This is a genomic window from Nocardia sp. NPDC058666 (assembly GCF_042714895.1).
GTDB lineage: Bacteria > Actinomycetota > Actinomycetes > Mycobacteriales > Mycobacteriaceae > Nocardia.
On the sequence record NZ_JBHXRY010000005.1, the window covers coordinates 280,563 to 304,139 of the forward strand.

The following is a 23,577-nucleotide window of genomic DNA, read 5'->3' on the forward strand; positions in this document are numbered from 1 at the left end:
TCAGTCGCCCTCTGGCCGCACTCGAACGGTTTTGGTCGAGTGGATGTCCAGTGCGAGGTCGTCGGCGGGGGCGACCTGGCCGCGCAGTTTCACCGTGCCGTCGGGCTCGACTTCCACGACGTTGCGCAGCAGTTTCGCGGTCTGCTCGTGGCCCGAAGCGGTGGCCAGTTCGACCGCGCGCCGCAGTTTGGCGGTGGCGGTGGTGACGTCGCCGTTGCGTCGGGCTTCCAGACCTTCCTGCACGGCCTGCGCCAGTTCGACCTGGCCGGTGTAGTGGGCCACGCGGGTGTTGATCCGGGTCGACAGAGTCGAATCGGTGGTCCAGATCGCGCGCACCAGACCCTGGCCGAGCACGTCGTCACCGGCGACCACGCTCAATCGCGCGGCCAGTTTCTCGCGTCCGGGCGCGGCGGGTTCCAGTTCGATCTGCAGGTGGTATTCGCGTTCCTCGGCCGCCCACGACGACAGCGGGTACTCCCCCAGCTGCGCGCCGACGTCGGTCCGTCGCCCGGTCAGGTCTTCCAACACCGGCGCGACCTGTTTGACCATGCGCACCCGCGCCCCGGCCGGCGTCCACACCTTCAGGGTCAGTTCCGGGATCACCCGCGCCGCCGACGAGCGCATCATCGCCGCGAAGTCCGCGGCCAGGTCTTTCGGATCGGCGACGATATCGGCGTCGCCGGACAGTTTCGACGCGATCGTGCGCAGCTCCTGTGCCACCCAGTCGTCGCCGACCCCGCGGCAGTCGCACACGAAAAGTCCTTCGGCGCGGTCGAGTTCGGTGGCCAGGGCCTGCGGGGTCTCGTGTTCGTTCTTGCCGTCGGTGAGCAGGATCGCGTGCGCCTGCGCGCCGGGGTGCGCGGCGGCCACGGTGCGGGCCAGCGCCAGCCACGAACCCATCGCGGTGCCGCCGTCGGGGCGCAGCTTATCCAGTGCGCGTTTGGCCGCGGCGCGGTGCGCGGAATCGGCGGGCGCGGAGGTGCTGCCGGTGGGGTAGACCAGGCGCGCGGATTCGGTGCCCTCGATGATGGCGAAGGCGGTGCCGTCGGGGATTTCGTCCAGGGCGGTGCGGGTGGCGGTGCGCGCGTTCTCGAATTTGCGTTTGTTGCCCATCGAGCCGGAGCAGTCGATGATCAGGATCTCCAGGCGCGGCGGCGGGGTCGCGGCGGCGGCCAGTTCGGGGCCGGTGGTCACGGTCAGCACCGCGTCGACCACCGACGCGCCTTCGGCGAGGAACTCGTTCTGGTCGACAGCGATCGAAATACCGGCGGTTTCAGCAGAACTCATGACTCTCCAGGGTGAGGCAGGGCTAGCACCGGAGCCAGCGCGACGGTGATGTTGTCGCTGCCTCCGCTGTTGAGAGCGAAATCGGCCAGGGCACGCGCGGCGGCCTGCGGGGAAGTTTCGACGGTGAAACCGGCCAGGGCGATCGCCTCGGGCAGGTAGTTCCACATGCCGTCGCTGCACAGCAGCAGGGTGCCGGCTTCGGTGGCGGTCATGCGCTGCAGGCAGCGTTCGGACCACGGTGCTTCGCCGCCGTCGGCACCGAGCCAGCGCATCAGGGTGTGGGCGCGCGGGTCGTTCATGGCCGCGGTTTCGTCGAGGGCGCCGGCGTCGACCAGGGCTTGGGCCCACGAGTCGTCGACGCTGAGTCGGCGTGAGGCGGTGGGATCGGCGGCGGCGAGCCAAAAGGCCCGGCTGTCACCGACATTGGCGACGGTGATGTCGGTGCCCACCGGGGTGGTCCGCACGATCGCGGACACGTAGGTGCACGACGGGGCGTATTCGGGGGTGCGTGACATGCCGCGCACCGCGGCGGTGGCGGCGGCCAGGCCTGCCATCACCGCGTCGGAGTCGCAGCGGCCCTGCGCCAACGCGGCCAGGGCGGCGTCGACACCGGCGCGGGCGGCGTTGCCGGAGGCGGCCTGGGGGTCCTGGGAGGTGGACACGCCGTCGCTGACCACGATCACCCGGATGCCGTCGCCTTCGCGCACGGCCGCGGCGACCGCGTCTTCGTTGCGGGAGTGGCTGATTCCGCGATCGGTGAGCACATACACCGAGCCCAGGTCTTCCTCGAACCGGTCCGGGACGGGCTTGGGGCTACCGCATTTGACGCAGACGCCACCCTCGTATCGACGTTCCCCGCAGGTGGAACACTGCGGCACCGCGACCGGATCATGCACGGGCAGTGCGACTTTGCGCACCCCGAGCTCGCGACCGCAGCCTTCGCAGAAGCGGAAGCCCGCCTGCGCAGATCCCGCGCAGTCCGCGCAACCCGGCGCGCTCACAGCGTGGTCCTGGGGCGCACCGAGTTCGCCTGGTCCACCAGGTCGAACCGGGTCCACATGTCCTGCGCTTCGCGCGCCAGTGTCCGCAAGCATTGTTCCATCCCCGTCCGCACGCCCTGCTCGGTGAATTCCACGTCCAATAGCTTGCCTGGTGTGGTCGGTGCGTGTCCCGACCGGATCCAGTTCAAGGCCGCCTCCAGCACATACATGCGCACCTGCGCGGTGCGTTTGCGCGAGTCCAGGCGTAGTTGCTGGACGCGTTCGCCGGTGGTGCGCAGCAGTTGTTCGTCGAGATCGGCCGGGTCTCGGTGCGTCAGTAGGGTTTCCACGGCCGAGACGCGCGCCTGCGTGAACATCGAGGAGGTGCGGTCGACCTGGTCCAGTACTGCGACCGCGCCGGTGCGGTCACCGGTGGTGTGGCGCAGGCGGGCGGCACCGAAGGCGGCGGACAGGTAGGTGTGGTCGGTGCGCCAGACCAGTTCGTACAGGGCCAGGGCCGCGGCGTCAGGGTTGTCGGTGCGCGCGGTTTCGAGTTCGAGAGCGGCGGCCATGGCGAGTTTGGGGGCTGGTTCGCCGGGCAGTGCCGCGTAGACGGATTCGAAATCCAGTGCCGCGGTAGCGAAGTCGCCGGTCAACAGGGCGGCTTGGGCGCGGTACCAGACAGGGCGCCAGTCGAATTCGAGGTCGGCGTCCAGGGCGGCCAGGCGGGTCAGCGCGGCTGCCGCGTCGCCTGCTTCGAGTTCGGCGCGGACCAGGCGCAGCGGGATCTCGATCGACTCCCCCGCCGCGGTGACCACCGCGCGTAGTCCTGCGGTCAGGGCCTGTTCGAGTTCGGCGGGGGTGGCGGCGTCGGTGGTGGCCAGCAGGGCCGCGCCGCTGTCGCCGGGGTCGACCAGGGGGGCGGGCAGTCCCGCAATGATCGCGGCGGGTTCGGGTGTGGCACTGTCGATTCCGAATACCGCGCGGGCGGGGCCGAACTGGGTCGACATGCCGGGGCGTGGCCGGCCGTCGCCGGTGGCGAGCACCTCGCGCAGCACACCGGTGAGCTGGTCGGCCATCTCGCTCATCGAGGCGAAGCGGGCCAGTGGGTCGGGGTCGGTGGCCCGTTGTAGGAATCGGTGCAGCGAATCGTGTTCGGCCAGTAGCGGTTCGGTGTCGGGGCCGGGGAGCGGGCCGAGGCGGCCGTTCACCGAGGGCACGCGCATCATCAGCACGGCCAGTGTGCGGCCCGCGGTGTAGATCTCGGTGGCCACGGTGGGCCCGGTTTCGGCGATCTCGGGGGCCTGGTAGCCCAGGGTGCCGTAGATGGGGCTGGTGCGGTCGTCCATCGCGATGACGGCGCCCAGGTCGATGAGCTCGAGGCGTTCCTCGGTCTGCATCACGTTGTCGGGCTTGAAATCGCAGTACGCCCAGCCGCGCGCGTGCAGATAACCAAGGGCGGGAAGCATTTCCAGCACATACGCGATTGCCTGCGCGGGCGGTAGGTAGCGCTGGTGTTCGGTGCGGTAGGCGCGCAGGATCTGCTTCAGTGAGGTGCCACCGACGTAGGCCATGACGATGTAGCCGGCCGCTTCACCGTCGGCGTCGATGTGTTCGGTGAAGTTGTGGATCTTGACGATGTTGGGGTGGTCGACCTCGGCCAGGAAGCGGCGTTCGGCTTGGGCGGCGGCCAGTGCGTCGGCGTCGCCGGTGTCGATGAGGCCTTTGAGGACCACCCAGCGTTTGTTGACAGCGCTGTCGGTCGCCAGGTAGATCCAGCCCAGGCCGCCGTGGGCTAGCGCGCCCGCGACTTGGTACTGGCCGCCGACGAGATCGCCTGCCCTTAGGCGGGGTACGAAAGAGTAGCGGGTGCCGCAGTGCGGGCAGAACCCGGAGGTGCGGCCGGGGGCACCGGCTTGTCCGCGGCCTACCGGCTTCTCGCATTTGCCACAGAACCGGTCGGATTCGGGGACCTGGGGGTCGTCCAGCACCGCCGTGGCGGGGTCGACGCGTGGGACCGGCGGGACCTCGACCAGGCCTGCGCCGAGTCTGCCGCGGGCCGCGGAACGTGCTGAGCCCGAACGACTTCGGACCGAACGACCCGATGCGCGGCCGCTGGCGCTGACTGTGGACGCGGACGGGCTGTGCTGCGGACCGGTCGCGCTGACCGTGGAGGCGGAAGAACTGTGCAGCGGACCGGTCAGCGTGGCCGGGGCGATGCCGCAAGTGTCGCAGTAGCCGTCGAGAATGGTTCCGGCACAGTCGGGTTCGCCGCAGGCGCCCGGATCCGACGGTTGACTACCGTTGTCTCCCGACACAGGCAGAGAGTTGACCGGCGTCACCGCGCGGTTCCCACTACGTGGTTGCGCGGTCGTGCGCCCCGACCGTGCGCCGACCGACCTGACCTGTGCCGCCGGCGTTGCGGTCGCGACGGGCGCGGTACCGCACACAGCGCAGTAACCGTCCTCGATCGTGCCGCCGCACCCCGCTTCACTACATGTCATGCTGTCCGCCCCGCTTTCTCCCCGATAATCGAACGATAGTCCGCGACGGCTCTGGTGACCGCGGCAAGATCACACGGCAGCCGGGCGAGCAGGCCGGTGGCGATCCGGTCGGCGGCGAGCACGTCACGGTCCTCGCTCACGCCGAGCCGGGACGCCTTGGCGCGGTAGGAGGTGAGTCGGCCGCGCAGTTCGGCGCGGCGATCGAGCAGGCCGCGCGCCAATTCCCTGCGCTGCGTTGCCTTTTCGACGGCTTGCTCAGTGCGCACGCGCAGTGCCAGGAGGTGTTCCACGGTCGGGCGGTCCGGTGTGTGGTCGAGGTTGTCGAGTTCGTCGCGCAGCCTGTCGGCCGGTTCGCCGCCGTCGGGGAGCTGCCCGGTGGTGACTTTGCGCTGGGCCTGGGTGGCGGCGTCGTCGGCGTGGTGTTGCAGTTCTTGAAGCACGGCGAGGTCGGTCCGCAGCTGCGCCACGGCGGCGGGCAGGTCGGCCGCGACGGCGAGATGTGCGCTGTGGCGGGCGGATTCGGTGTCGATCAGCGCCGTCAGGGCGGCCAGTGACGTGGCGATCTCGCCCGGTCCGAAGCCCAGTGGGTCGGTGCCCGCGCGTCGCAGCAGCGTCGTCAAAGGATCCGATGCCGCGTCCAAGGCACCGGGGGCCTGTTCGACGCGCTGTTGCAGCGGAGCGAGCGCGCCCAGCACCTGCCGGTCAACAGCCTCGACCTCGTCGGCGAACGCGGCGACGAAGGCGAACGCCGCACGCATCCGGTCCAGGCAATCGGCGATGCCCACCGTCACGATGGTCTCGCCAGGGCCGGTAAGTCCACGCTGCGCCAACGGAATCGGGATCCGCGACACTTCGTGCGGTCGACCGCGCAGCAACTCCGTGAGCTGCCCACGGACGCGATCGTCGACTTTGCGCCCGGCGCGCACCGCCTCGGCTTCGCCGACAATGGCGCGCACCCGCCCCAGGTCCTCCCAGAGTTCGCCCAGCGCCTTCTCCACCGGCGCCCAGCGCCGCGCGGTCTCCCCTGTCGGCGGGTAGCGGCGGACCAGCGCCAGGCCGGGGTGACGGTCGAGTTCGAGAAGGGTCGTGGTCACCTTCGCCAATTCCGCTGTGCGCGCGGCTAATTCGCGGTCGATCTCGGGAAGGCCGAGCAGTGGCCAGGTCATCGGACGTAACGGGCCGCGGGCGGGCCGGGTGACGGGCCGAGCGGGGCCAGGTGTTGGGCATACAGTCGCTGCCAGGTGCCGTCGGTGCGGGTGCGGTCCAGCACGCCGTTGACGAAACGCACCAGATCCTCGCGGCCTTTGGGCACGCCCACCCCGTAGGCCTCCGAGCCCAGCGGCGGGCCGACCACCTCGAGGTTGCGGTCTTGCGCGACCAAGCCCGCCACGATCGACTCGTCGCTGCTGATCGCGTCTACGGTTCCCTGCTGTAGCGCGACCAGGCAATCGGTCCAGGTGTTCACGCCGAGCACCGACGGCGGCGGCACCAAGGCGAGTAGCCGCGCGGCCGACGTCGCACCGTGCGCCACGCACACGCGCTTGCCCGCCAGGTCCTCGGCCGCGCGCATTCCGCTGTTGCGCGGCACCGCGATTCGTTGTCCGGTGCGGAAGTACGTGCTGGAGAAGTCGATGTCGTTGCGCCGCCCGCAGGTGATGGAGAACGCGTGCACGACGATGTCGACCTTCTTGTCCTTCAGCCACGAAATCCGGTCGGCGGCGGTGATCGGGACCAGCTCGATACGGTCGGGGTCGCCGAACAGGTCGCGGGCGATCTCGCGCGCGAGGTCGATGTCGAAACCTTCGAGGCGACCGGTGGTCGGATTGCGGAAACCGAACATGTAGTTGTGTTGATCGACGCCGATGCGCACCCGCCCGTTGGCCACGATCGCGGCCATCGAGGAGCCCGGGGGCATGGCGCCGGGCCGGGGCTGAACACCGGGTGCCACGGTCGCTTCGGCGTCACAATCGGTGGGGCCCTGCACAACTGGGACTTGGGTGACCGGCGCCGATCCGGGCAGTGGCGGGGAAATGGCGGTGGCCGGGATCGTCGACGGTTCGGGCGCGTCCGCGCATCCCGCGACGAGTACCAGCGGCATGAGTGCGATCAACAGTAGACGTCTCACAAGAACTCCTGCACTCGTGGCCAGAGCCCGCTGATGATCGCCGCGACCGCAGCGAACAGCAGGGCAAGCGTGCCGTACGGGCTCAGCAGCAGCGAGTTCCCGGCGGCGGCGACGCCGTCCCGCAGGTCGTCGCGCGCTTGGGCGAGGGCGTCGCGCAGTTCCTGATCGAGGCGGGCGAAGCTGGTGGCGCTGCTCTCGGGGTCGGTTCCGATCGACTGGGCGACCGCGCCGGGATAGTCGGCCTTGTCGTAGGCGGTGCGTTGGGCGTTGTGGCCGGCGTTCCAATTGGTCAGTGCGCGTTCGGCTTCGGAGTCGCCCACGCCTGCCGCCACGAGACGTTCGCGCAACAGGCCGAGGTGGGTTTGGTAGGCCTGTTCCTTGGTGGTGATGTCGCCACGGGTGATCAGAGCCAGGGTTTCGTCGGTGCGGGCCTGCTGGGCCAGGATGCGCGCGCCTGCCAGGTTTTCCACTCGGGCCCCGGCACCGGAACTGCCGGTGTCGAGCAGTTGCGCGGCGGTCAGGGTGCCGCCGACGGTCCACAGCAGGGCCAACAGGGCGGCGGCTCCCGCGAACGCCATTCCGGTGTTCACCAGGCGGTTCGTCCGCCGTAGCAGTACCACCGATCCCACCGAACACGCGATCAGGACCAGCAGGATGAGCACGATGCTCGTCCACGGCAGTGCGCCGACGCGCTGCTGTTCTTCGCGCACGGCAGTGAAGCGGGCTTTGCTCAATTGTTCTGCGTTGGGCAGCAATTGGGTCTGCATCAGGTTCGAGGCTTGACTCAGATACGCCGACCCGACCGGGAAACCTTGACGGTTGTTCGCGCGCGCGGTCTCGACCAGGCCGGTGTAAGTCGGCAGGTCCGCGGCGATACGGGCCACGATCGTCCGCGTTTGCGCGTCGGTGGCACCCACGGTCGCTTCGGCGAGTGCGGCAGCGGCTTCGGCGAGTGCCTGCTCGTAAGTGTCTCGTACCTGCGGTGATTCGATGCCGCCGGACAGGAACGCGGTCGCCGCGCCCGCATCCGCCGCCGACAACGACACATACAGGCTCTGCGCGGCGAAGGCCAGCGGCTCGGTCCGTTCCAGCACGTGGTCGGTGCGCGCGATCTTCGCGTCGAGTTGTTGTCCCACAGTCGATCCGGCGACGACGCAGGCCACCGTGGTCACCACGAGCACTACCCCGATCGCGCCTGGTGTTGTCGCGGCGAATCTCCGCAACCACGTCCCCGCGTCACGGAACGTCGCCGGTACGCGATATCCCACACCGTCCTCCTTCATCTCCCCGGGCGGTGTCTTCGATCGCGATGGTACGGCAGATGCTGAAAGTTCGCCTGGGGTAAGGAAATCGGCTGATCACAGGCAGCGAAAAGGCCCGCCACACCGGGGGTGTGACGGGCCTGATTCGAACGACTATGCGCTGACGGACTTCTCGCCGGGCTTGACGGCGGTGCCCGTCTTGCTGAACCGCAGCACACCATCTTCGATGGGTGCCTTGTGCATCAGCGTGCGGTCGCGGTAGTAGTTGTTGACCATCTTCCACGCGCCGCGCGTGCCCTGACGCGGCATTTCGCTGTTGCCACGCTGCACATAACCCGACGACAGGGCGCCGCCCATCAGCGAATCCTCGGCGATGTCCTCGGGGTTGGCGTGCACCTCGAAGGTGGTGTAGCCGCGGTCGCGCATGATGTTGAGCACCCGGCACAGGTACGCGGCGGCGAGGTCGGCCTTCAGCGTCCAGGACGCGTTGGTGTAGCCGATGATCATCAGGAAGTTCGGGATGTCGGAGTACAGCACGCTCTTGTAGGCGACCGTCTCGTTGAACTTCATCTGCTTGCCGTCGACGCTGACCGCGACCCCGCCCACCATCTGCACGTTCAGGCCGGTGGCGGTGACGATGATGTCGGCCTCGAGTTCCTGACCCGACTCGGTCAGAATGCCCTTCTCGGTGAACTTCGCGATCTTGTCGGTGACGATGTCGGCCTTGCCGCTCTTGAGCACCTTGAACAGATCACCGTTGGGCACCACGCACAGGCGCTGATCCCACGGGTTGTAGCTGGGGGTGAAGTGGCGCAGGTCCACCTTCTTGCCCAGCTGCAACCGGATCTGGGCCAGGAACAGCTTCTTGGCCAGCTCGGGGTTGGAGCGCGAGAGCTGGTAGCTGGCGCGCTGCAGGGCGATATTGCGGGCGCGGCCGATCTTGTACGCGATCTGGTCGGGCACGCGCGACTTCTTGAAACCGATCGCGACCGGGTCGTCGGACGGCAGCGCCTGGATCCAGGTGGGCGAACGCTGCAGCATGGTGACGTGCGCGGCGGTGTCGGCCATCGACGGGATCAGCGTGATCGCGGTGGCACCGGAACCGATGACCACGACCTTCTTGCCGGTGTAGTCCAGGTCCTCCGGCCAGTGCTGCGGGTGCACGATCTGGCCCTTGAAGTCGTCCTGACCGGGGAATTCGGGCTGGTAGCCCTTGTCGTAGTTGTAGTAGCCGCTGGCGCCGACCAGGAAGTTGGCGGTCCAGACCTCGGTCTCACCGGTGGCCTCGGACACGGCAGTGACGGTCCACAGGGCGTTCGCGCGATCGAAGTCCGCGGACACGACCTTGCGGCCGAAGGTGATGTGGTCGGTGACGCCGTATTCCTTGGCGGTGTCCTCGACGTACTGGCGGATGCTGGCGCCGTCGGCCAGGACCTTGGTGCCGATCCACGGACGGAAGCCGAAGCCGAAGGTGAGCATGTCCGAGTCGGAGCGGATGCCGGGGTACTTGAACAGGTCCCAGGTGCCACCGATGTTCTCGCGGCGCTCCAGGATCGCGTAAGTGCGTCCGGTCTGCTCGCGGAGAAGGTGACAGGCCGTGCCGATTCCGGACAGGCCAGCGCCGATGATCAGTACGTCGACATGCCGCGTCATTGAGGAAACTCGTTTCGTAGGGTCCGTCGACCCGAGCACCGTCGCCCGAGCCTGTCTTCGAGGTTACGTGTTTCGCATGGTTACGTCTAGTTCGGTCCGGCTGAGTCATGGCGTGTCGGGGGTTGCGCGCACGGTGAGCGGAATCCGTGACGTTCACGGTTGGGCAGGTCAGCATCGTGGCATGACTTCGCACGGACTGTCGTTCCACTGGTTCCTTCCCACCTACGGCGACTCACGCGGGCTGATGGCGGGCGGGCACGGGAGCTTCATGTCCGGTGATCGTCCGGCCACGCTGCGCTACCTCAACCAACTCACCGCCGCCGCCGAGGACAACGGTTTCGACGGGGTGCTCACGCCCACCGGTGCGTGGTGCGAGGACGCGTGGTTGACCACGGCGATGCTCGTGCAGACCAGCGAGACGTTGAAGTTCCTGGTCGCGCTGCGGCCCGGCCTGACCAGCCCCACGCTGGCCGCGCAGATGGCCGCCACGTTCCAGCGTCATTCGGGCGGCCGCCTGCTGCTCAATGTGGTCACCGGTGGTGAGCAGCGCGAACAGGAGGCTTATGGCGACTTCCTCGACAAGACGCAGCGCTATGCGCGTACGGGTGAGTTCCTGCACATCGTTCGCAGCCTCTGGGAATCCACCGAACCGTTCAGCTTCACCGGCGAACACCTGCGCGTGAAAGACGCCATCCTCAGCGCCCGCCCCGACCCGATCCCGCCGGTCTTCTTCGGCGGTTCGTCAGCCCCCGCGGGCCCGATCGCCGCCCGCTATTCCGACACCTACCTCACCTGGGGCGAACCCGTCGACGCCGTCGCCAAAAAGCTCGACTGGATCCGAAGCCTGGCCGCGATCGAGGGCCGCACCGTCGACTTCGGCCTGCGCATCCACGTGATCACCCGCGACACCGCCGCTGAAGCCTGGGCCGAAGCCGACCGCCTCCTCGCCGGCATCGCCCCCGGCGAAATCGAACGCGTCCAAGCCAACCTGGCCCGCAGCGACTCCGAAGGCCAACGCCGCATGGCCCAACTCCACAACGGCCGCACCGACGGACTCGAAATCGCCCCCAACCTGTGGGCAGGTGTCGGTCTGGTCCGTGGTGGCGCGGGCACGGCACTGGTCGGTTCACACGCCGAGGTCGCCGACCGCCTGCTCGAATACGCGGCCATCGGGATCGACCACTTCGTCCTGTCCGGGTATCCGCATCTCGAGGAGGCGTATTGGTTCGGGGAGGGTGTGCTGCCGATTCTGGAACGCAAGGGGGTGTGGACACATCCTTCGCGGCCCGCTTCGACGCCTACGGTTGCGCCGTTCACGGTGGCAGCCAGCAGCTGAATTCTCAGGCTGCGACGCACGATTCGGCGGCGAGTGAGGGAGCACGGTCCGATGGTGAACTCGCCGCCGAATGTCGCTAACCGTCGGCAGCCAGCGGACCCGTGCCAACTCGCAGTTCTGGTCAACGAGGCATCCGTCGTAGTCTCTGACGAGATTGTGGGGCATGTCCGAATGCTCATTGGCCACAGGGAGAGGGCATACGGTTGGCTGACAGACGTAGTTCGATCGGCGTCAGATTGCCACTCTTGGCTTCGGTGATCAGCGTGGCCAGCGGTGTAGAGCCGGTCATCAGGGTTCCCTCCCCGGATCGATTTCAGTTGTTGTTCAAGCCCCTGCGGGGATGCTCGGTGCGATCTTCTGCGCTAGCGATCGGGCAATCGTGCAGGCCGGAATATGCCCGGTATCCGGAGACGTTGCAGGCGGGTTGTGGATAAAAATGTCCAGACTGCCGCCCTGCATCTCGACGTTCGTGGTGCAGACGCCGTCGGGGACACTGGTGTTGGCGTCCTGCTGCCGCGACACGATCGCCTGCCGTCCACCAACTACGAACTCTTCGGCATCGGTGAAGTTCCGGGCCCGGATCATCTCGAGCGTGAGGTTCGTTGTTCTGACCTTGGTCCCGTACCCGCGCCCCTTCTTGTTTCCCCACCCACATCCACGCCACTTCACCCCGTTCGGCGCGTCGAGGTTGGACACAGGGTTGCGGTCCGGGCGCAGGTTCTCCGACTCGAACACCTCGGCAGGGATCTGAGTGCACGGGTCGAAGCCGGTCGGCACGCCAGCCGCGAAGGTCGGAGACGTATTGGTGGGCTGTTCGGGCGGAGAATCCGGCCCGCAGCCGCTGATGATGAGCGCAGCCCCCACAACGACGACGAATCCACGCCACCGCTTACTCAGTACCCCCGCCATCGTCCCCCGCCGATCCGCTCGACCGTGTGCTGCCGCAGCCGGTCCGCCAAGTTGATGTCGGGCGAAGGCTATCAACCCCGAGTGGGGTGGACAACCGGGCAGACCACGACTGTTCTCGGCAGGCCGAATCCTCGTCGGGGAGGCCAGACACGTTGATGCGAACCTGGCGCAAGCATTCCGCCTGCGGCCGATCGTGGTTGCAGCGCCTGCATGTTTGCGTTCCGCGCCAGGGCGCGTGCTACAGGGCAGCACAACGCCTTTCGTCAACTCTCGACCATGATGCGACCTGCAGATTTGCTGGGTTACCGACCAGTTGGCCCGAAATGCTATGACGCACAGCGTGCCTCGCGTAACCGCACTCCCCCAACCGTTTTCGGCAGCGAGTGCAGCGGGGGTTCCACGTGAATCAGTGCAGTTCAGGGACGGTAAGCGCGGCGTAGCAGGTCTGCGGGGCGGTCGGCGTTAGGCTCGCCGACGTGACTTTTACTGTCGGGTTCGATCTGGATATGACGCTGATCGACTCGCGTCCGGGTGTGGCGTTGGCGATCGATGCGTTGGCTCGGGAATTCGATCTGCCGATGGAGGGGGCGCGTTTCGCGGAGCATCTCGGGCCGCCGTTGGCCACGTTGCTCGGGGAGGCGGGGGCGCCCGATGATTTGATTCCGTATCTGGTTGCGCGGTATCGGGAGTTGTATCCGGGTGTCATCGACCGGATCGGTGCGTTGCCGGGGGCCGATGATGCGTTGGCTGCGGTGCGGGCGGGTGGTGGGCGGACGTTGGTTGTTACCGGGAAGTTCGAGCCTCATGCGCGACTGCATGTCGAGCATCTCGGGTGGCAGGTCGATCGGGTTGCCGGGGATCTGTGGGCGGCGGGGAAGGCCGAGGTGTTGCGGGAGGAGTCGGCGCAGGTTTTCGTCGGCGATCATGCGGGTGACATGCGGGGTGCCAAGGCGGCGGGCGTGGTGGCTGTCGGGGTGACGACGGGGCCCTATGACGCGGAGGGGTTGTGGGCGGCGGGGGCCGATGTAGTGCTCGACGATCTCACTCAGTTCGCGGGCTGGTTGGCCGAGCACGCGGACCGCTAGTTCGCGAAACAGCTTGTGAGACAGCCTGGTTCCGGAACTGATCCGGAAGCCGGCGCGTTGACCGGTCATGCCGACCGACCCCTACTGGAACCACAACACGCACTACCACCCGTGGGTACTCGATCAGGTACCCGACAGTGCCCGCACCGCATTGGATATCGGCTGCGGTGACGGCTTGCTCGCGCGCAAGTTAGCCACCCGATGCGATGCGGTTCTGGGGGTCGACATCGACGACCAGGTCATCGCCGATGCGCCCGACGCACCGAACGTCCACCTCGAGCGCGCCGACTTCCGTGACCTCGACCAGACCTTCGACGTGGTCACCGCCGTCGCCACCCTGCACCACGTCCCGATCCGGGAAGGCATCACCGCACTGCGCCACCTGGTCGCCCCCGGCGGAACCCTGGCCGTGGTGGGCCTGTGGAAGATGCACCCGCGCACCGACTTCCACTATCTGCCGCTGCTGCCCGCGATCTGGGGCATGGATCGGTGGCGGCACCGCTCGCTCGGCGGGCCCGACGTCGCCTTGCGCGAACCACGGGAAACCATGGCCGAGATCCGTTCGGCGGCAGCGGTTCACCTGCCCGGTGCGGAGATCCGGCGTCGTTTGATGTGGCGATACACGTTGCGCTGGCAGCGACCTCACTGAAGGAATTTCGCGCAACCGCCCTTCTCGATGATAGAGTCCGGCAGGTTTTCGACGGGGAGGGTTGTCATCAACGTATTGCGAACAGTTGTGTGGCGCACCGGGATCGGGGGGTTGTTGCGATGACTCGCACCAGATGGATCATTGCGGGGCTGGTGACCGTGGTTGCCGTCATCGTGGCAGTGGTTGCCGTTGTCGTGGTCACTCGGGACAAGGACCCTCGGGAGTTCGTGGCCGAGAAGTACCGGCGCGCACAGCAACACGACCAGGCCAACAACGGGCTGGCGTTCCTGGCTACCGGTGCGCCCGCCGCGGTGGCTGCCACGATCGCCAAAGCCACCGATCCGCGGGACAAGCGCAGCACCGGTGACAACCACTATCTGCGTTTCGACGACGATCTGGTGTCGGTGGCCCCGCACGCGGCGGGCACGCTGGTGCTGGTCGACAGTTTCGCCAACGGCACTCGCCGCCATCACGCGCACACCAGTACTTACGGCTGGACCAGCGGCACCGCGGCGGGCGACTACCGCGGTGGCGGTAGCGACAGCGGCGGCAAGTAGTTCATTCGGGCATCTCGCCCACACAGCACAGGAGGACACTCATGCTCGCCGACCTGGCGGCGGACGCGGGCGCCGCGCTCGCCTATTCCGCGGTGGGAATCGTGTTGATGGCCGTCGGTTTCGGCGTCGTCGACCTGCTCACCCCGGGCGATTTGCGCGCCCAGATCTGGATCGAACGCAATCGCAATGCCGCGATCCTGTTGGCCTCGAACCTGTTCGGGGTCGGGATCATCGTGGCCGCGGCCATCTGGACCTCCGACGGCAAGCTCGCGCAGGCGTTGCTGGCTTCCGCGGTCTACGGCATCATCGGGCTGGTCGCGATGGCGGTGGCGTTCGTGCTGCTCGACGCGCTGACTCCGGGTGATTTCAAAGCCGTTGTCGCGGATCAGGAGACGCATCCGGCGGTGTGGGTCACGGCGTCGGCGCATGTCGCGGTCGCGCTGGTGGTGGCCGCGGGCCTGACCTGATGCCACGGCACCGCCTGGCCAGGGCGGCGCTGCTGCTGACCGTATTCATCTGTGCGGCTTGCGGTTTGGTGTATGAGCTGTCGCTGGTCACGCTGGGCAGCTATCTGATCGGTGACACCGCGGCGCAGGCGTCGATCACGTTGAGCGTGATGGTGTGTTCGATGGGTGTCGGGGCGCTGTTGGCGAAACCGTTGCGGCCGCATGCCGCTGCTGCGTTCGTGGCGGTGGAGTTGGCGTTGGCCGTGGTCGGTGGGTTGTCGGTGGCGGTGCTGTATGCCAGTTTCGCGTGGCTCAATATCTATACGGGCACGTTGGTGCTGGCGGCGGCGGTGATCGGGATGCTTGTCGGCGCGGAGATTCCGCTGCTGATGGAGTTGCTGCAGGACATTCGCAAGCAGGAGGCCAGCAGTGCCGTGGCGGATCTGTTCGCCGCGGACTATGTGGGTGCGCTGCTGGGTGGGTTGGCGTTTCCGTTTCTGCTGCTGCCGGTGTTCGGGCAGATCCGGGGCAGCCTGGTGGTGGGGGTGGTGAACGCGGTCGCGGGACTTGCGTTGGCGTTCTTCTTCTTTCGCGACAAGATGACCCGCGGTGCCCGGCACACGCTGATCGCCGCCACGCTCGCGGTCGCGTGCGGACTCACCGGCAGTTACCTCTACGCCGACCGGTTCGAGGCCACCGCACAGCAGGCCCTGTTCGCGCATCCGATCGTGTGGCAGACGCGTACGCCCTACCAGCAGATCGTGCTCACCGAGTCGTTCTCCCCGTTCGGGACCACCGACACGCGGCTGTATCTCAATGGGGGCCTGCAGTTTTCGTCGGTGGACGAGTACCGCTACCACGAAGCGCTGGTGCACCCGGTGCTGGCCGGATCGCGGCGTTCGGTGTTGGTGCTGGGCGGTGGCGACGGGTTGGCCTTGCGCGAGATCCTGCGCTACCCCGATGTCGGGCAGGTGACGCTGGTGGAACTCGACCCGGCGATCATCGACCTCGCGCGCTCCGACGACCGCCTCGCCGACCTCAACGGCAACTCCTTCGACGACCCCCGCGTCACCGTGGTCAACGCCGACGCTTTCACCTGGTTACGCAGTGCCCCAGGGCTTTTCGACGCGGTGATCGTGGACCTGCCCGACCCCGACCAGACCTCGGTGGCCAAGCTGTACTCGCAGGAGTTCTACGCGATGACCGCCAACGTGCTGGCCCCCGGCGCCCGCATGGTCGTGCAATCGGGCTCCCCGTTCTTCGCCCCACGTTCCTTCTGGACGATCGACGCCACCCTGCGCTCGGCCGGCTTGCACACCACCCCGTTCCACGTGGACGTCCCCAGCTTCGGCGACTGGGGCTTCATCCTCGCCGCCCCCACGAAACCGATTCCCGCCCTGCGCAGTCCGCATACCCTGCGGTCCCTCGACGAACCGACACTCGCCGCGGCCACCGTGTTCCCGCCGGACCGCCGCCCCACCGAACCTGCGGTCTCGACGTTGATGCACCCGGTGATCCTGGATTTGCAACGCCAAGAATGGCGTTGACCGGTTCACACCGCAGCCGGTGATTTCGCGGAACCGCCCGGTGCGGTGACGATGCCGAAGGCGATCAGGCTGTCGGCGGTGTCGCGGATGGTGTCTTCGATGGGGCGCATGGTCCAGCCCAGTTCGCGGTGGGCCTTGTCGGCGCTGACGTGTTCGGTGCGGCCCAGGACCGGGACGGTGAGGCGGATGCCCTTGTCGAAGAGGGCGGCGAGGCGGATCATCGCGTTGGGGAGCACGCGGGTGGGGACTCGGAAACCCTGGGTTGCGTAGTCGCGGGCGAGTAGGCGAGCCAGGTCGCCCATCCAGAGGGGGTCGGTGGCGCAGATGTATCGATTGCCTGCTGCCGCAGGGACTTCCATCGCGAGGCGGTGGGCGACGGCTAGGTCGCGGACGTCGACGGGGGTCCAGCCTGTTTTCACCGAGCCGGGGACGTCGCGGGCGAGTAGGCGGCGGATCGGTTCGTGGGAGGTGCTGGTTCGGGCTTCCAGCAGCGGGCCCAGGATCATGCCGGGGTTCAGCACCACGAGTTCGGTTGCGGTGGGCGAGGATTCGATGAAATCCCAGGCGGCGCGCTCGGCGAGGGTTTTGCTCTTCTGATAGGCGGGGATGCGGTCGACCACCGACCAGTCGTCCTCGGTGCGCACCTCGTCAACATCGTGACCGTACGCGACTGCGGCTACCGAGGAGGTGAGCACGACGCGGCGCACACCGGCGTTCGCGGCGGCGCGCAGGACTCGCAGCGTGCCCTGGACCGCGGGTTCGATCAGGTCGTTGTCGTTGTCGGGAGGTGTGGAGGGAAACGGTGACGCGACGTGCAGGACGGTGTCGCACCCGGCCACCGCTTCGGCCCAGCCCGCGTCGCTGTCGAGGGTGGCGGCGACGAATTCGAGGTCTCCCCCGGTGCGGCGGGCGAGTTCGGTGAGGTGGGCGCGTTTGGTGTGGGCGTCGATGTCTCGGACGGTGGCGCGCACGGCGTATCCGTGGTCGAGCAGTTCGGCGATGCAGTGGCCGGCGACGAAACCTGTTGCGCCGGTGACGAGTACCCGAGTGGTCATGGTGTTCACCCAATTCCTGGCGGTGGAGCCCGCCCATCTGAGCGGTGCTCATTTAATCTAAGCACCGCATAGATCTGCTGTCCAGTGCTGATTCGGACGCGGTTCTCGCATACGCTCGGTGGGTGAAGCGCACCAGTTACCACCATGGCGATCTGCGCGCCACGCTGATGGACGCCTGCCTGCGCCTGATCGAGAGCGAAGGGCTGGCGGCGGTGAGCTTGCGGCGCGTGGCCAGGGAGGCCGGGGTCAGCAGCGGCGCGCCCTATCACCATTTCGCCGACCGCGCGGCCCTGCTGTCGGCGCTGTCGGTCGACGGATTCCAGCAACTGGCCGCCGCCCTGGTCGCGACCAGGGCGGGCGCCGCGACCCCGATGGACGCGCTGACCGACCTGGGCCACGCCTACGTGCGGTTCTCCCGCGATCACCCGGCGCGATTCCGACTGATGTTCCGGCCCGAGCTGTCGCAGCCGGAGAAGCATCCTGACGCGCACGCGGCCGGGGACGCCGCCTTCGACGTGCTGGCCGATACGGTCGCCGAATGTGTCGCGGCGGGCGACCTGCCCGCGGACCGCGCCGAAACCCTGGCCGTGGCCTGGTGGGGGTTGGCACACGGGCTGGCGTCGCTGTGGTTGGACGGCCATCTCGAGAAGCGCAGCGAACAGATGGGCACCCACGCGCCCGAGCTCGTGGACGCGATCATGCGCGCGTTCACCGCGCTGATCACCCCCGATCCACACCCCGCCTGACGCGCCGCCGATATTCCGACGATCCGGACTGCGCGCTGACCTACAGTGAGTTCAGACCTTGTCGTTGCGTAGCCGTTTCGAGCAGGAGGCCCGATTGTCTGGCACCGCGAAACTCGACCCCGTGGTCGAGGCGTTCGTCGAAGCGCTCAACGCGCAGGACACCGACCAGTTCTACGGTCTGCTCACCGAGGACGCCACCATGTCCGACGACGGGGTGGAACGCAATGTCGCGCACTGGACCGAGGCCGAGATCTTCACTGCCAACGGGCATCTCGTGGTGGACACCGTCGATTCCGAGGACGGGCTCGAGCTCACCGCCGACTACACCAACAGCCGCTGGGGTTCGATGCGCACCACCTGGAAGTTCGTGCTGCGCGACGGGCTGATCAGCCGATTCGAAACAGGGCAGGCGTGAGCGAACTTCTGACCCCGCGTTACGGCACAGCGTCGCTGGCCGACCTGCTTCCCTCGGTGCTGGCGTGCCTGGGCGGTCCCGGCGAGGACCGGCTGGGATTGAATCTCGATGTGGACCGGGTGTGCGTGTTGCTCGTGGACGGGCTCGGCGCGCAGGGTCTGGCAGCGGAATCGGCTGCGGCACCGTTCCTGACGGGCCTGCCCGACAGGGTTCTGGATGCGGGTTTTCCCAGCACCACGGCAACAAGTTTGACCACTCTCGGCACGGGCGTTCCGCCGGGTGAGCACGGCATCGTCGGATACTCCATGCGAGTGCCCGACGAAGACCGGCTGTTCAACTCCCTGCGGTGGCGGCTCATCGGCGAGGGCCCGAAGGTCGACGCGCTCACCGCGTTCCCGCCCGACCGAATTCAGCCGCACCGCACCATCTTTCAGCGTGCCACCGATGCGGGTATCGGTGCGGTGCAGGTCGCGCCGACCTATCAGGACGGTTCGGGATTGACGCAGGCCGGGTGGCGTGGCGGAGGATTCCGGGCCGCCTATTCAGTGGGCGATCTCATCGACGGCGTTCTGCAGGCTCTCAACGAAGCGCCCAAAACCCTTGTGTACACCTATCATTCGGAGCTCGACACCACCGGTCACGTCCGTGGACCCAACGGCCGGGCTTGGCAGTTCGAGCTGGCCAATGTCGACCGGATCGCCGCCGAGATCGCCGCACGCCTGCCCGCCCGGTCGGCGCTGATCGTGACCGCCGATCACGGCATGGTCGAACTCGTCGACCGCGTCGACTTCGACACCCACCCACACCTGTCCGAGAACGTGACCGCACTGGGCGGCGAACCCCGCGCCCGCCACGTCTACACCGAGGAACCCGCCTCGGTCGCCGACACCTGGCGCGGCGTGCTCGGCGACCAGTTCCTGGTCCGCACCCGCGAAGAAGCCGTCACCGCAGGCTGGTTCGGGCCGCACGTCACCCCTGACGCCGCCGCCCGCATCGGCGATCTCGTGGTGATCGCGGCGGGCGACGGCGGGGTCGTGCGCTCGGGCGCCGAACCGATGCAATCGCTGATGACCGGCCATCACGGCTCCCTCACCCCCGCCGAGCTGCACGTTCCGCTGCGGATCCACCGCACCTGAGCAACACCACATAAGCTGTCGTCCACGCGCATCCCGCGCAGCGAACGACTTCAGGAGGAACCATGCACGCCAACACCCGAACCGGCGCCGCAGCGGTGGGCGTGGCGGTGCTGGCGATGCTGATCGGCGGGTGCACCGAGGTCGAGAAGGTGCTCAACCAGGGCGCGGACACCAGCTGCCGCGACTACGTCAACCAGGAACCGGCCACCAAGCGGATCACCATCGCCAAGGCGGTCGAACAGCGGTCCGGCAAGCAACCGTCGGAGAACGTGATCGATTCCAAGATCGTGGAGGTGGACCTGCTGTGCGCGACGCAGCGCAACGTCGACACCCCGATCAAGAACGCCGATATCGCCGGGATCTTCCTGAATAAGTAAGCGGCGGCAAGTAATCGGCGTCAAGGCCGCAAGACAGGGAAAACACCGGCGGCCTCGCAGCCATGGTCGCAAACGTTCGGCGGCACGGGCGCGCACCTGATAGACAGGAAGCGCCACACCGGTTCTCAGCGGCAGCACCGGTGCGCCGCCGACGAGCAGGGAGTGAACGTGGGGCCACACGACAACCCGATCGCCGGCGGAGCAAGACCCGACAATCTGTCCGACTATCGGGTCCAGATCGAGAAACAGTGGCACCGCCTGGCCGCACCCTCGCGCCCCATGACACTGCCGCGCGATACCGGTGCCGTGCGCACCGACGTCGCTAAATCCTGGCAGCGGTCCCTGCACACCGTGGACCCGTCGGTCGAGGTCGCGCCCGGATTCAACGACATCAGCGACCGCTGGTCGGAATCCCCGCTGCGCCGACCCGTCACCGAACTCGCGGGCCAATTACGTGGCATGGCCGAGGAATCGGGCTATCTCGCTGTCGTCAGTGACGAATCGGGCACCATCTTGTGGACCGCCGGCGACCGTGCGCTGCGCCGTCAAGGCGAGGCCGTGAACTTCGCGCCCGGCGGGGTCTGGGACGAAAGCCACATGGGCACCAACGGACTGTCCCTGGCACTGCACGACGACAAGGCCGTCACGGTGTTCTCCGCCGAACACCTGGTCGCCGCACTGCACGGGTGGGTCTGCTACTCCGCGCCGATCCACGGCCCCGACGGGCGGCAGGTCGGCGTGCTGGACCTGTCCTCGACCTGGGAACGCTCGCATCCGATGGTGATGACGTCGGTGCGCGCACTGGTGACCGCAGTGGAAACCATGCTGCGTGCCGAAGCGCCCACCCCCGCGCCCGGTGTTCGGCTCGAATGTTTGGGCGCAGCAAGGCTTTTGCGTGACGGGCGACCGGTTCCGCTGCCGCCACGGCAACTCGAGATCCTGGCCCTGCTCGCCCTGGAACCCGACGGGTACACCCCCGAACAACTGCACGCCGCGGTCTACGGCGAACGGGCGGTGTCGCTGAACACCCTCAAAGCCGATGTGTCGCACCTGCGTCGGGCCACGCGCGGCGAGATCGCCAACCGGCGGTACATGCTCACCGGGCCGGTCTCCTGCGACGCCGTGGACCTGCTGGCCGCCATCGAAGGCGGCGACCTCACGTCGGCGCTGTGGCTGTATCGCGGGCCGCTGCTGCCGGGGTCGGAGTTGCCCGGCGTCGAACAGTGGCGCGCGCACCTGGATGTCGGCATTCGCAACGCGGTGCTCAACAGCGACCGGGCCGAGCACGCTGTGGCATTCGGTCAGCGGTGCGCGGGCGATGTCGCCGTGCACGAACACGCACTGCGACTGCTGCCCCGCGACGATGTGCGTCGCGCCGTGGTGACCGCCCGACTTTTCACCGCGCGACAGGGCTGACCTGCGCTAACACGCTCACCAACCTCGTACCAACCTTGTCCGACCATAGTGTGCAGCACGACGCACAGGTCGCAAGGAGCGAGGCGCATGATCTACGGCAAGCCCGGATCGGACACCGGCATAGTCAGCTATGCCCCCCGATACGACAACTTCATCGGGGGTGACTGGGCACCCCCTGTCGAAGGCCGGTATTTCGACAACACCTCCCCCGTCGACGGCGAGACCTTCTGCGCGGTGGCCCGATCCACCGCCGCCGACATCGACATGGCCGTCGAGGCCGCGCACCGCGCCGCCCCACGCTGGGCCGCGACCTCGGTCACCGAACGCAGCGACATCCTGCTCACGATCGCCGACCGGATCGAGAACAGCCTGGAACCCCTGGCCGTGGCCGAAACCTGGGACAACGGCAAACCGATCCGCGAAACCCTGACCATCGACCTGCCCCTGGCCGTCGACCACTTCCGGCATTTCGCGGGAGTGCTTCGCGCGCAAGAGGGTTCGCTGTCACAGCTGGACAACGACACCGTCGCCTACCACTTCCACGAACCGCTCGGAGTGGTCGCGCAGATCATTCCGTGGAACTTCCCGATCCTGATGGCCGCCAGGAAACTCGCGCCGGCGCTGGCGGCGGGCAACTGTGTGGTCATCAAACCGGCCGAGCAGACCCCGGCGTCGCTGCTGCTGGTGGTGGAGCTCATCGCGGACCTGCTGCCCGACGGGGTGCTCAACGTGGTCAACGGGTTCGGCGTGGAAGCGGGCAGGCCGCTGGCGCGCAGCCCTCGCATCGCCAAGATCGGCTTCACCGGGCAGACCACCACCGGGCGGCTGATCATGCAGTACGCCAGCGAGAGCATCGTGCCGGTCGTGCTGGAACTGGGCGGTAAGAGCCCGAATATCTTCGCTGCCGACGTGCTGGCCGCCGACGACGACTTCCTCGACAAAGCCGTCGAGGGGTTCGTGATGTTCGCGCTGAACCAGGGCGAGGTGTGCACGTGCCCGTCGCGGGCGCTGATCCACTCCTCGATCTACGACGAGTTCCTCGCCCGCGCCATCGCCCGCACCGAGGCCATCGTGTCCGGCCACCCCTTGGACACCGCCACGATGATCGGCGCGCAGGCGGGCAACGACCAGTTCGAGAAGGTCCTGTCCTATTTCGACGTCGGCAGAGCCGAAGGCGCCCGCGTGCTCACTGGAGGGGAAGCACGCAAGGTCGACGGACTGCCGGGTGGGTATTTCATCGAACCCACTATCTTCTCCGGAGACAACACGATGCGGATCTTCCAGGAGGAGATCTTCGGACCGGTCGTGGCGGTGACCCCCTTCGACACCGTCGACCAGGCGATCCGCATCGCCAACGACACCGCCTACAGCCTCGGCGCCGGCGTGTGGACCCGCGACATGAATACCGCCCGCGCACTGGCCCGCGGGATCACCGCCGACCGGATCTGGACCAACTGCTACCACGCCTACCCCGCCCAGGGTGGCCGGGAGAACCACGCCATGACACTGGGGAACTATCAGCAGACCAAGAACGTGCTGGTCAGCTATTCCACGACAAAACTCGGGATGTTCTGATGCAGAACCGAATCCACCGTGTGGAGATCACCGACCGCGCACAGAACCTGCTGCGCCGACTCATCGAAGACAACGGACCCGTGCTGTTCCGGCAGGCCGGGGAATGCTGCGAAGACGACAGCGCGCCGGTGTGCTTGTCCACCAAGCAGTTTCCGATCGAGAAGGCCGACATCCTGCTCGGCCGGTTGGCCTGGCACACCGAATTCTGGATCAGCCCAGCACAATTCGAATGCTGGAAAGACACCCACCTCACCGTCGACGTGACACACGGTCAGGCCGTGGGCGATTCACTCGAGGCGGGCGAGGGGGTGCGGTTCGTGTTGCGCGCCCGCGAGCTCACCGAGGCCGAGCACGCGGCACTGGCCGCGGCACCGCCGCCACGCACCGGCGCCGACCGCACGCTGTAGCGGCGCCACCGAAACCTGACCTGGCGGAACATTTCCCGTCGCTGCCAGGTCACGGCGAGCCCCCGCCGACTGGGTCATCGCGACTCAGCCGGCGGGGTGAGCTCGCCGTT

Annotated in this window: 22 protein-coding genes; 13 read left to right on the top strand and 9 right to left on the bottom strand. The window is 67.6% G+C overall.

All coding sequences use genetic code 11. From position 1 onward, the window contains the following. From ACFWVD_RS15175 to ACFWVD_RS15205, 7 genes are all read right to left on the bottom strand, one after another. Nucleotides 1–1,287 carry a VWA domain-containing protein gene (locus tag ACFWVD_RS15175; protein ID WP_379243009.1) on the bottom strand — a complete coding sequence of 429 codons (1,287 nt, stop codon included), beginning with the start codon at nucleotides 1,285–1,287 and terminating at the stop codon, nucleotides 1–3. Further along, nucleotides 1,284–2,288, bottom strand: coding sequence for a PP2C family protein-serine/threonine phosphatase (locus ACFWVD_RS15180; RefSeq protein WP_379243011.1), 1,005 nt, complete (start codon nucleotides 2,286–2,288; stop codon nucleotides 1,284–1,286). The genes ACFWVD_RS15175 and ACFWVD_RS15180 overlap by 4 nt, the downstream gene beginning before the upstream one ends. Then, nucleotides 2,285–4,585 (bottom strand): tetratricopeptide repeat protein, encoded by a 2,301-nt coding sequence (locus ACFWVD_RS15185; protein ID WP_379243012.1) that lies wholly within the window; start codon nucleotides 4,583–4,585, stop codon nucleotides 2,285–2,287. The genes ACFWVD_RS15180 and ACFWVD_RS15185 overlap by 4 nt, the downstream gene beginning before the upstream one ends. A 182-nt stretch (nucleotides 4,586–4,767) precedes the next feature. After that, entirely contained in the window at nucleotides 4,768–5,937 is a 1,170-nt protein-coding gene (locus ACFWVD_RS15190) for a hypothetical protein (protein ID WP_379243014.1), read from the bottom strand. After that, on the bottom strand, nucleotides 5,934–6,896 hold the full coding sequence (locus ACFWVD_RS15195) for a transporter substrate-binding domain-containing protein (protein WP_379243016.1): 963 nt from the start codon (nucleotides 6,894–6,896) through the stop codon (nucleotides 5,934–5,936). Before ACFWVD_RS15195 ends, ACFWVD_RS15190 begins: the two co-directional genes overlap by 4 nt. Beyond that, nucleotides 6,893–8,164, bottom strand: a complete 1,272-nt coding sequence (locus tag ACFWVD_RS15200) for a hypothetical protein (RefSeq protein WP_379243018.1) — start codon at nucleotides 8,162–8,164, stop codon at nucleotides 6,893–6,895. Before ACFWVD_RS15200 ends, ACFWVD_RS15195 begins: the two co-directional genes overlap by 4 nt. 147 nt (nucleotides 8,165–8,311) lie before the next feature. Then, nucleotides 8,312–9,811: a flavin-containing monooxygenase gene (locus ACFWVD_RS15205; RefSeq protein ID WP_379243020.1), complete on the bottom strand. Its 1,500-nt coding sequence runs from the start codon at nucleotides 9,809–9,811 to the stop codon at nucleotides 8,312–8,314. A 181-nt stretch (nucleotides 9,812–9,992) separates the two neighbouring features. On the opposite strand from ACFWVD_RS15205, the gene ACFWVD_RS15210 reads away from it, so the two are divergent. Further along, the gene (locus ACFWVD_RS15210) at nucleotides 9,993–11,147 is read left to right on the top strand and encodes an LLM class flavin-dependent oxidoreductase (RefSeq protein ID WP_379243022.1); all 1,155 of its coding nucleotides are present in this window, start codon (nucleotides 9,993–9,995) and stop codon (nucleotides 11,145–11,147) included. 324 nt (nucleotides 11,148–11,471) lie between these two features. Here the strand turns inward: ACFWVD_RS15210 and ACFWVD_RS15215 are convergent, their stop codons facing one another. Continuing rightward, complete coding sequence (locus ACFWVD_RS15215; RefSeq protein ID WP_379243024.1) at nucleotides 11,472–12,056, bottom strand: DUF3558 domain-containing protein; 585 nt, start codon at nucleotides 12,054–12,056, stop codon at nucleotides 11,472–11,474. Between the two features lie 476 nt (nucleotides 12,057–12,532). Here ACFWVD_RS15215 and ACFWVD_RS15220 point away from each other — a divergent pair, with 476 nt between their 5' ends. The 5 genes from ACFWVD_RS15220 (at nucleotide 12,533) to ACFWVD_RS15240 (ending at nucleotide 16,340) form a co-directional block, all read left to right on the top strand. Then, nucleotides 12,533–13,141, top strand: a complete 609-nt coding sequence (locus ACFWVD_RS15220) for an HAD family hydrolase (RefSeq protein ID WP_379243026.1) — start codon at nucleotides 12,533–12,535, stop codon at nucleotides 13,139–13,141. Nucleotides 13,142–13,208: 67 nt separating this feature from the next. Next, nucleotides 13,209–13,790, top strand: a complete 582-nt coding sequence (locus ACFWVD_RS15225) for a class I SAM-dependent methyltransferase (RefSeq protein WP_379243028.1) — start codon at nucleotides 13,209–13,211, stop codon at nucleotides 13,788–13,790. Between the two features lie 119 nt (nucleotides 13,791–13,909). Next, nucleotides 13,910–14,347 carry a DUF4247 domain-containing protein gene (locus ACFWVD_RS15230; RefSeq protein ID WP_379243030.1) on the top strand — a complete coding sequence of 146 codons (438 nt, stop codon included), beginning with the start codon at nucleotides 13,910–13,912 and terminating at the stop codon, nucleotides 14,345–14,347. Between the two features lie 41 nt (nucleotides 14,348–14,388). After that, on the top strand, nucleotides 14,389–14,814 hold the full coding sequence (locus ACFWVD_RS15235) for a DUF350 domain-containing protein (protein WP_379243032.1): 426 nt from the start codon (nucleotides 14,389–14,391) through the stop codon (nucleotides 14,812–14,814). Then, nucleotides 14,814–16,340 (top strand): polyamine aminopropyltransferase, encoded by a 1,527-nt coding sequence (locus ACFWVD_RS15240; RefSeq protein ID WP_379243034.1) that lies wholly within the window; start codon nucleotides 14,814–14,816, stop codon nucleotides 16,338–16,340. Before ACFWVD_RS15235 ends, ACFWVD_RS15240 begins: the two co-directional genes overlap by 1 nt. Nucleotides 16,341–16,345: 5 nt before the next feature. On the opposite strand, the gene ACFWVD_RS15245 is transcribed toward ACFWVD_RS15240, so the two are convergent. Then, nucleotides 16,346–17,395, bottom strand: coding sequence for an SDR family oxidoreductase (locus ACFWVD_RS15245; protein WP_379243036.1), 1,050 nt, complete (start codon nucleotides 17,393–17,395; stop codon nucleotides 16,346–16,348). 122 nt (nucleotides 17,396–17,517) lie between these two features. On the opposite strand from ACFWVD_RS15245, the gene ACFWVD_RS15250 reads away from it, so the two are divergent. The 7 genes from ACFWVD_RS15250 (at nucleotide 17,518) to ACFWVD_RS15280 (ending at nucleotide 23,467) form a co-directional block, all read left to right on the top strand. Further along, entirely contained in the window at nucleotides 17,518–18,141 is a 624-nt protein-coding gene (locus ACFWVD_RS15250; protein WP_379243038.1) for a TetR/AcrR family transcriptional regulator, read from the top strand. A 94-nt stretch (nucleotides 18,142–18,235) separates the two neighbouring features. After that, a complete protein-coding gene (locus ACFWVD_RS15255; RefSeq protein ID WP_379243040.1) occupies nucleotides 18,236–18,556 on the top strand; it encodes a nuclear transport factor 2 family protein in 321 nt (106 codons plus the stop codon). Continuing rightward, on the top strand, nucleotides 18,553–19,692 hold the full coding sequence (locus ACFWVD_RS15260) for an alkaline phosphatase family protein (RefSeq protein ID WP_379243042.1): 1,140 nt from the start codon (nucleotides 18,553–18,555) through the stop codon (nucleotides 19,690–19,692). The genes ACFWVD_RS15255 and ACFWVD_RS15260 overlap by 4 nt, the downstream gene beginning before the upstream one ends. Nucleotides 19,693–19,754: 62 nt before the next feature. Further along, on the top strand, nucleotides 19,755–20,069 hold the full coding sequence (locus ACFWVD_RS15265; RefSeq protein ID WP_379243044.1) for a hypothetical protein: 315 nt from the start codon (nucleotides 19,755–19,757) through the stop codon (nucleotides 20,067–20,069). A gap of 168 nt (nucleotides 20,070–20,237) precedes the next feature. Beyond that, nucleotides 20,238–21,485: a transcriptional regulator gene (locus ACFWVD_RS15270; protein ID WP_379243046.1), complete on the top strand. Its 1,248-nt coding sequence runs from the start codon at nucleotides 20,238–20,240 to the stop codon at nucleotides 21,483–21,485. A gap of 87 nt (nucleotides 21,486–21,572) precedes the next feature. Further along, nucleotides 21,573–23,060 carry an aldehyde dehydrogenase family protein gene (locus ACFWVD_RS15275; RefSeq protein WP_379243048.1) on the top strand — a complete coding sequence of 496 codons (1,488 nt, stop codon included), beginning with the start codon at nucleotides 21,573–21,575 and terminating at the stop codon, nucleotides 23,058–23,060. Next, nucleotides 23,060–23,467, top strand: coding sequence for a DUF779 domain-containing protein (locus ACFWVD_RS15280; protein WP_379243050.1), 408 nt, complete (start codon nucleotides 23,060–23,062; stop codon nucleotides 23,465–23,467). Before ACFWVD_RS15275 ends, ACFWVD_RS15280 begins: the two co-directional genes overlap by 1 nt. Nucleotides 23,468–23,577: the final 110 nt, after the last annotated feature.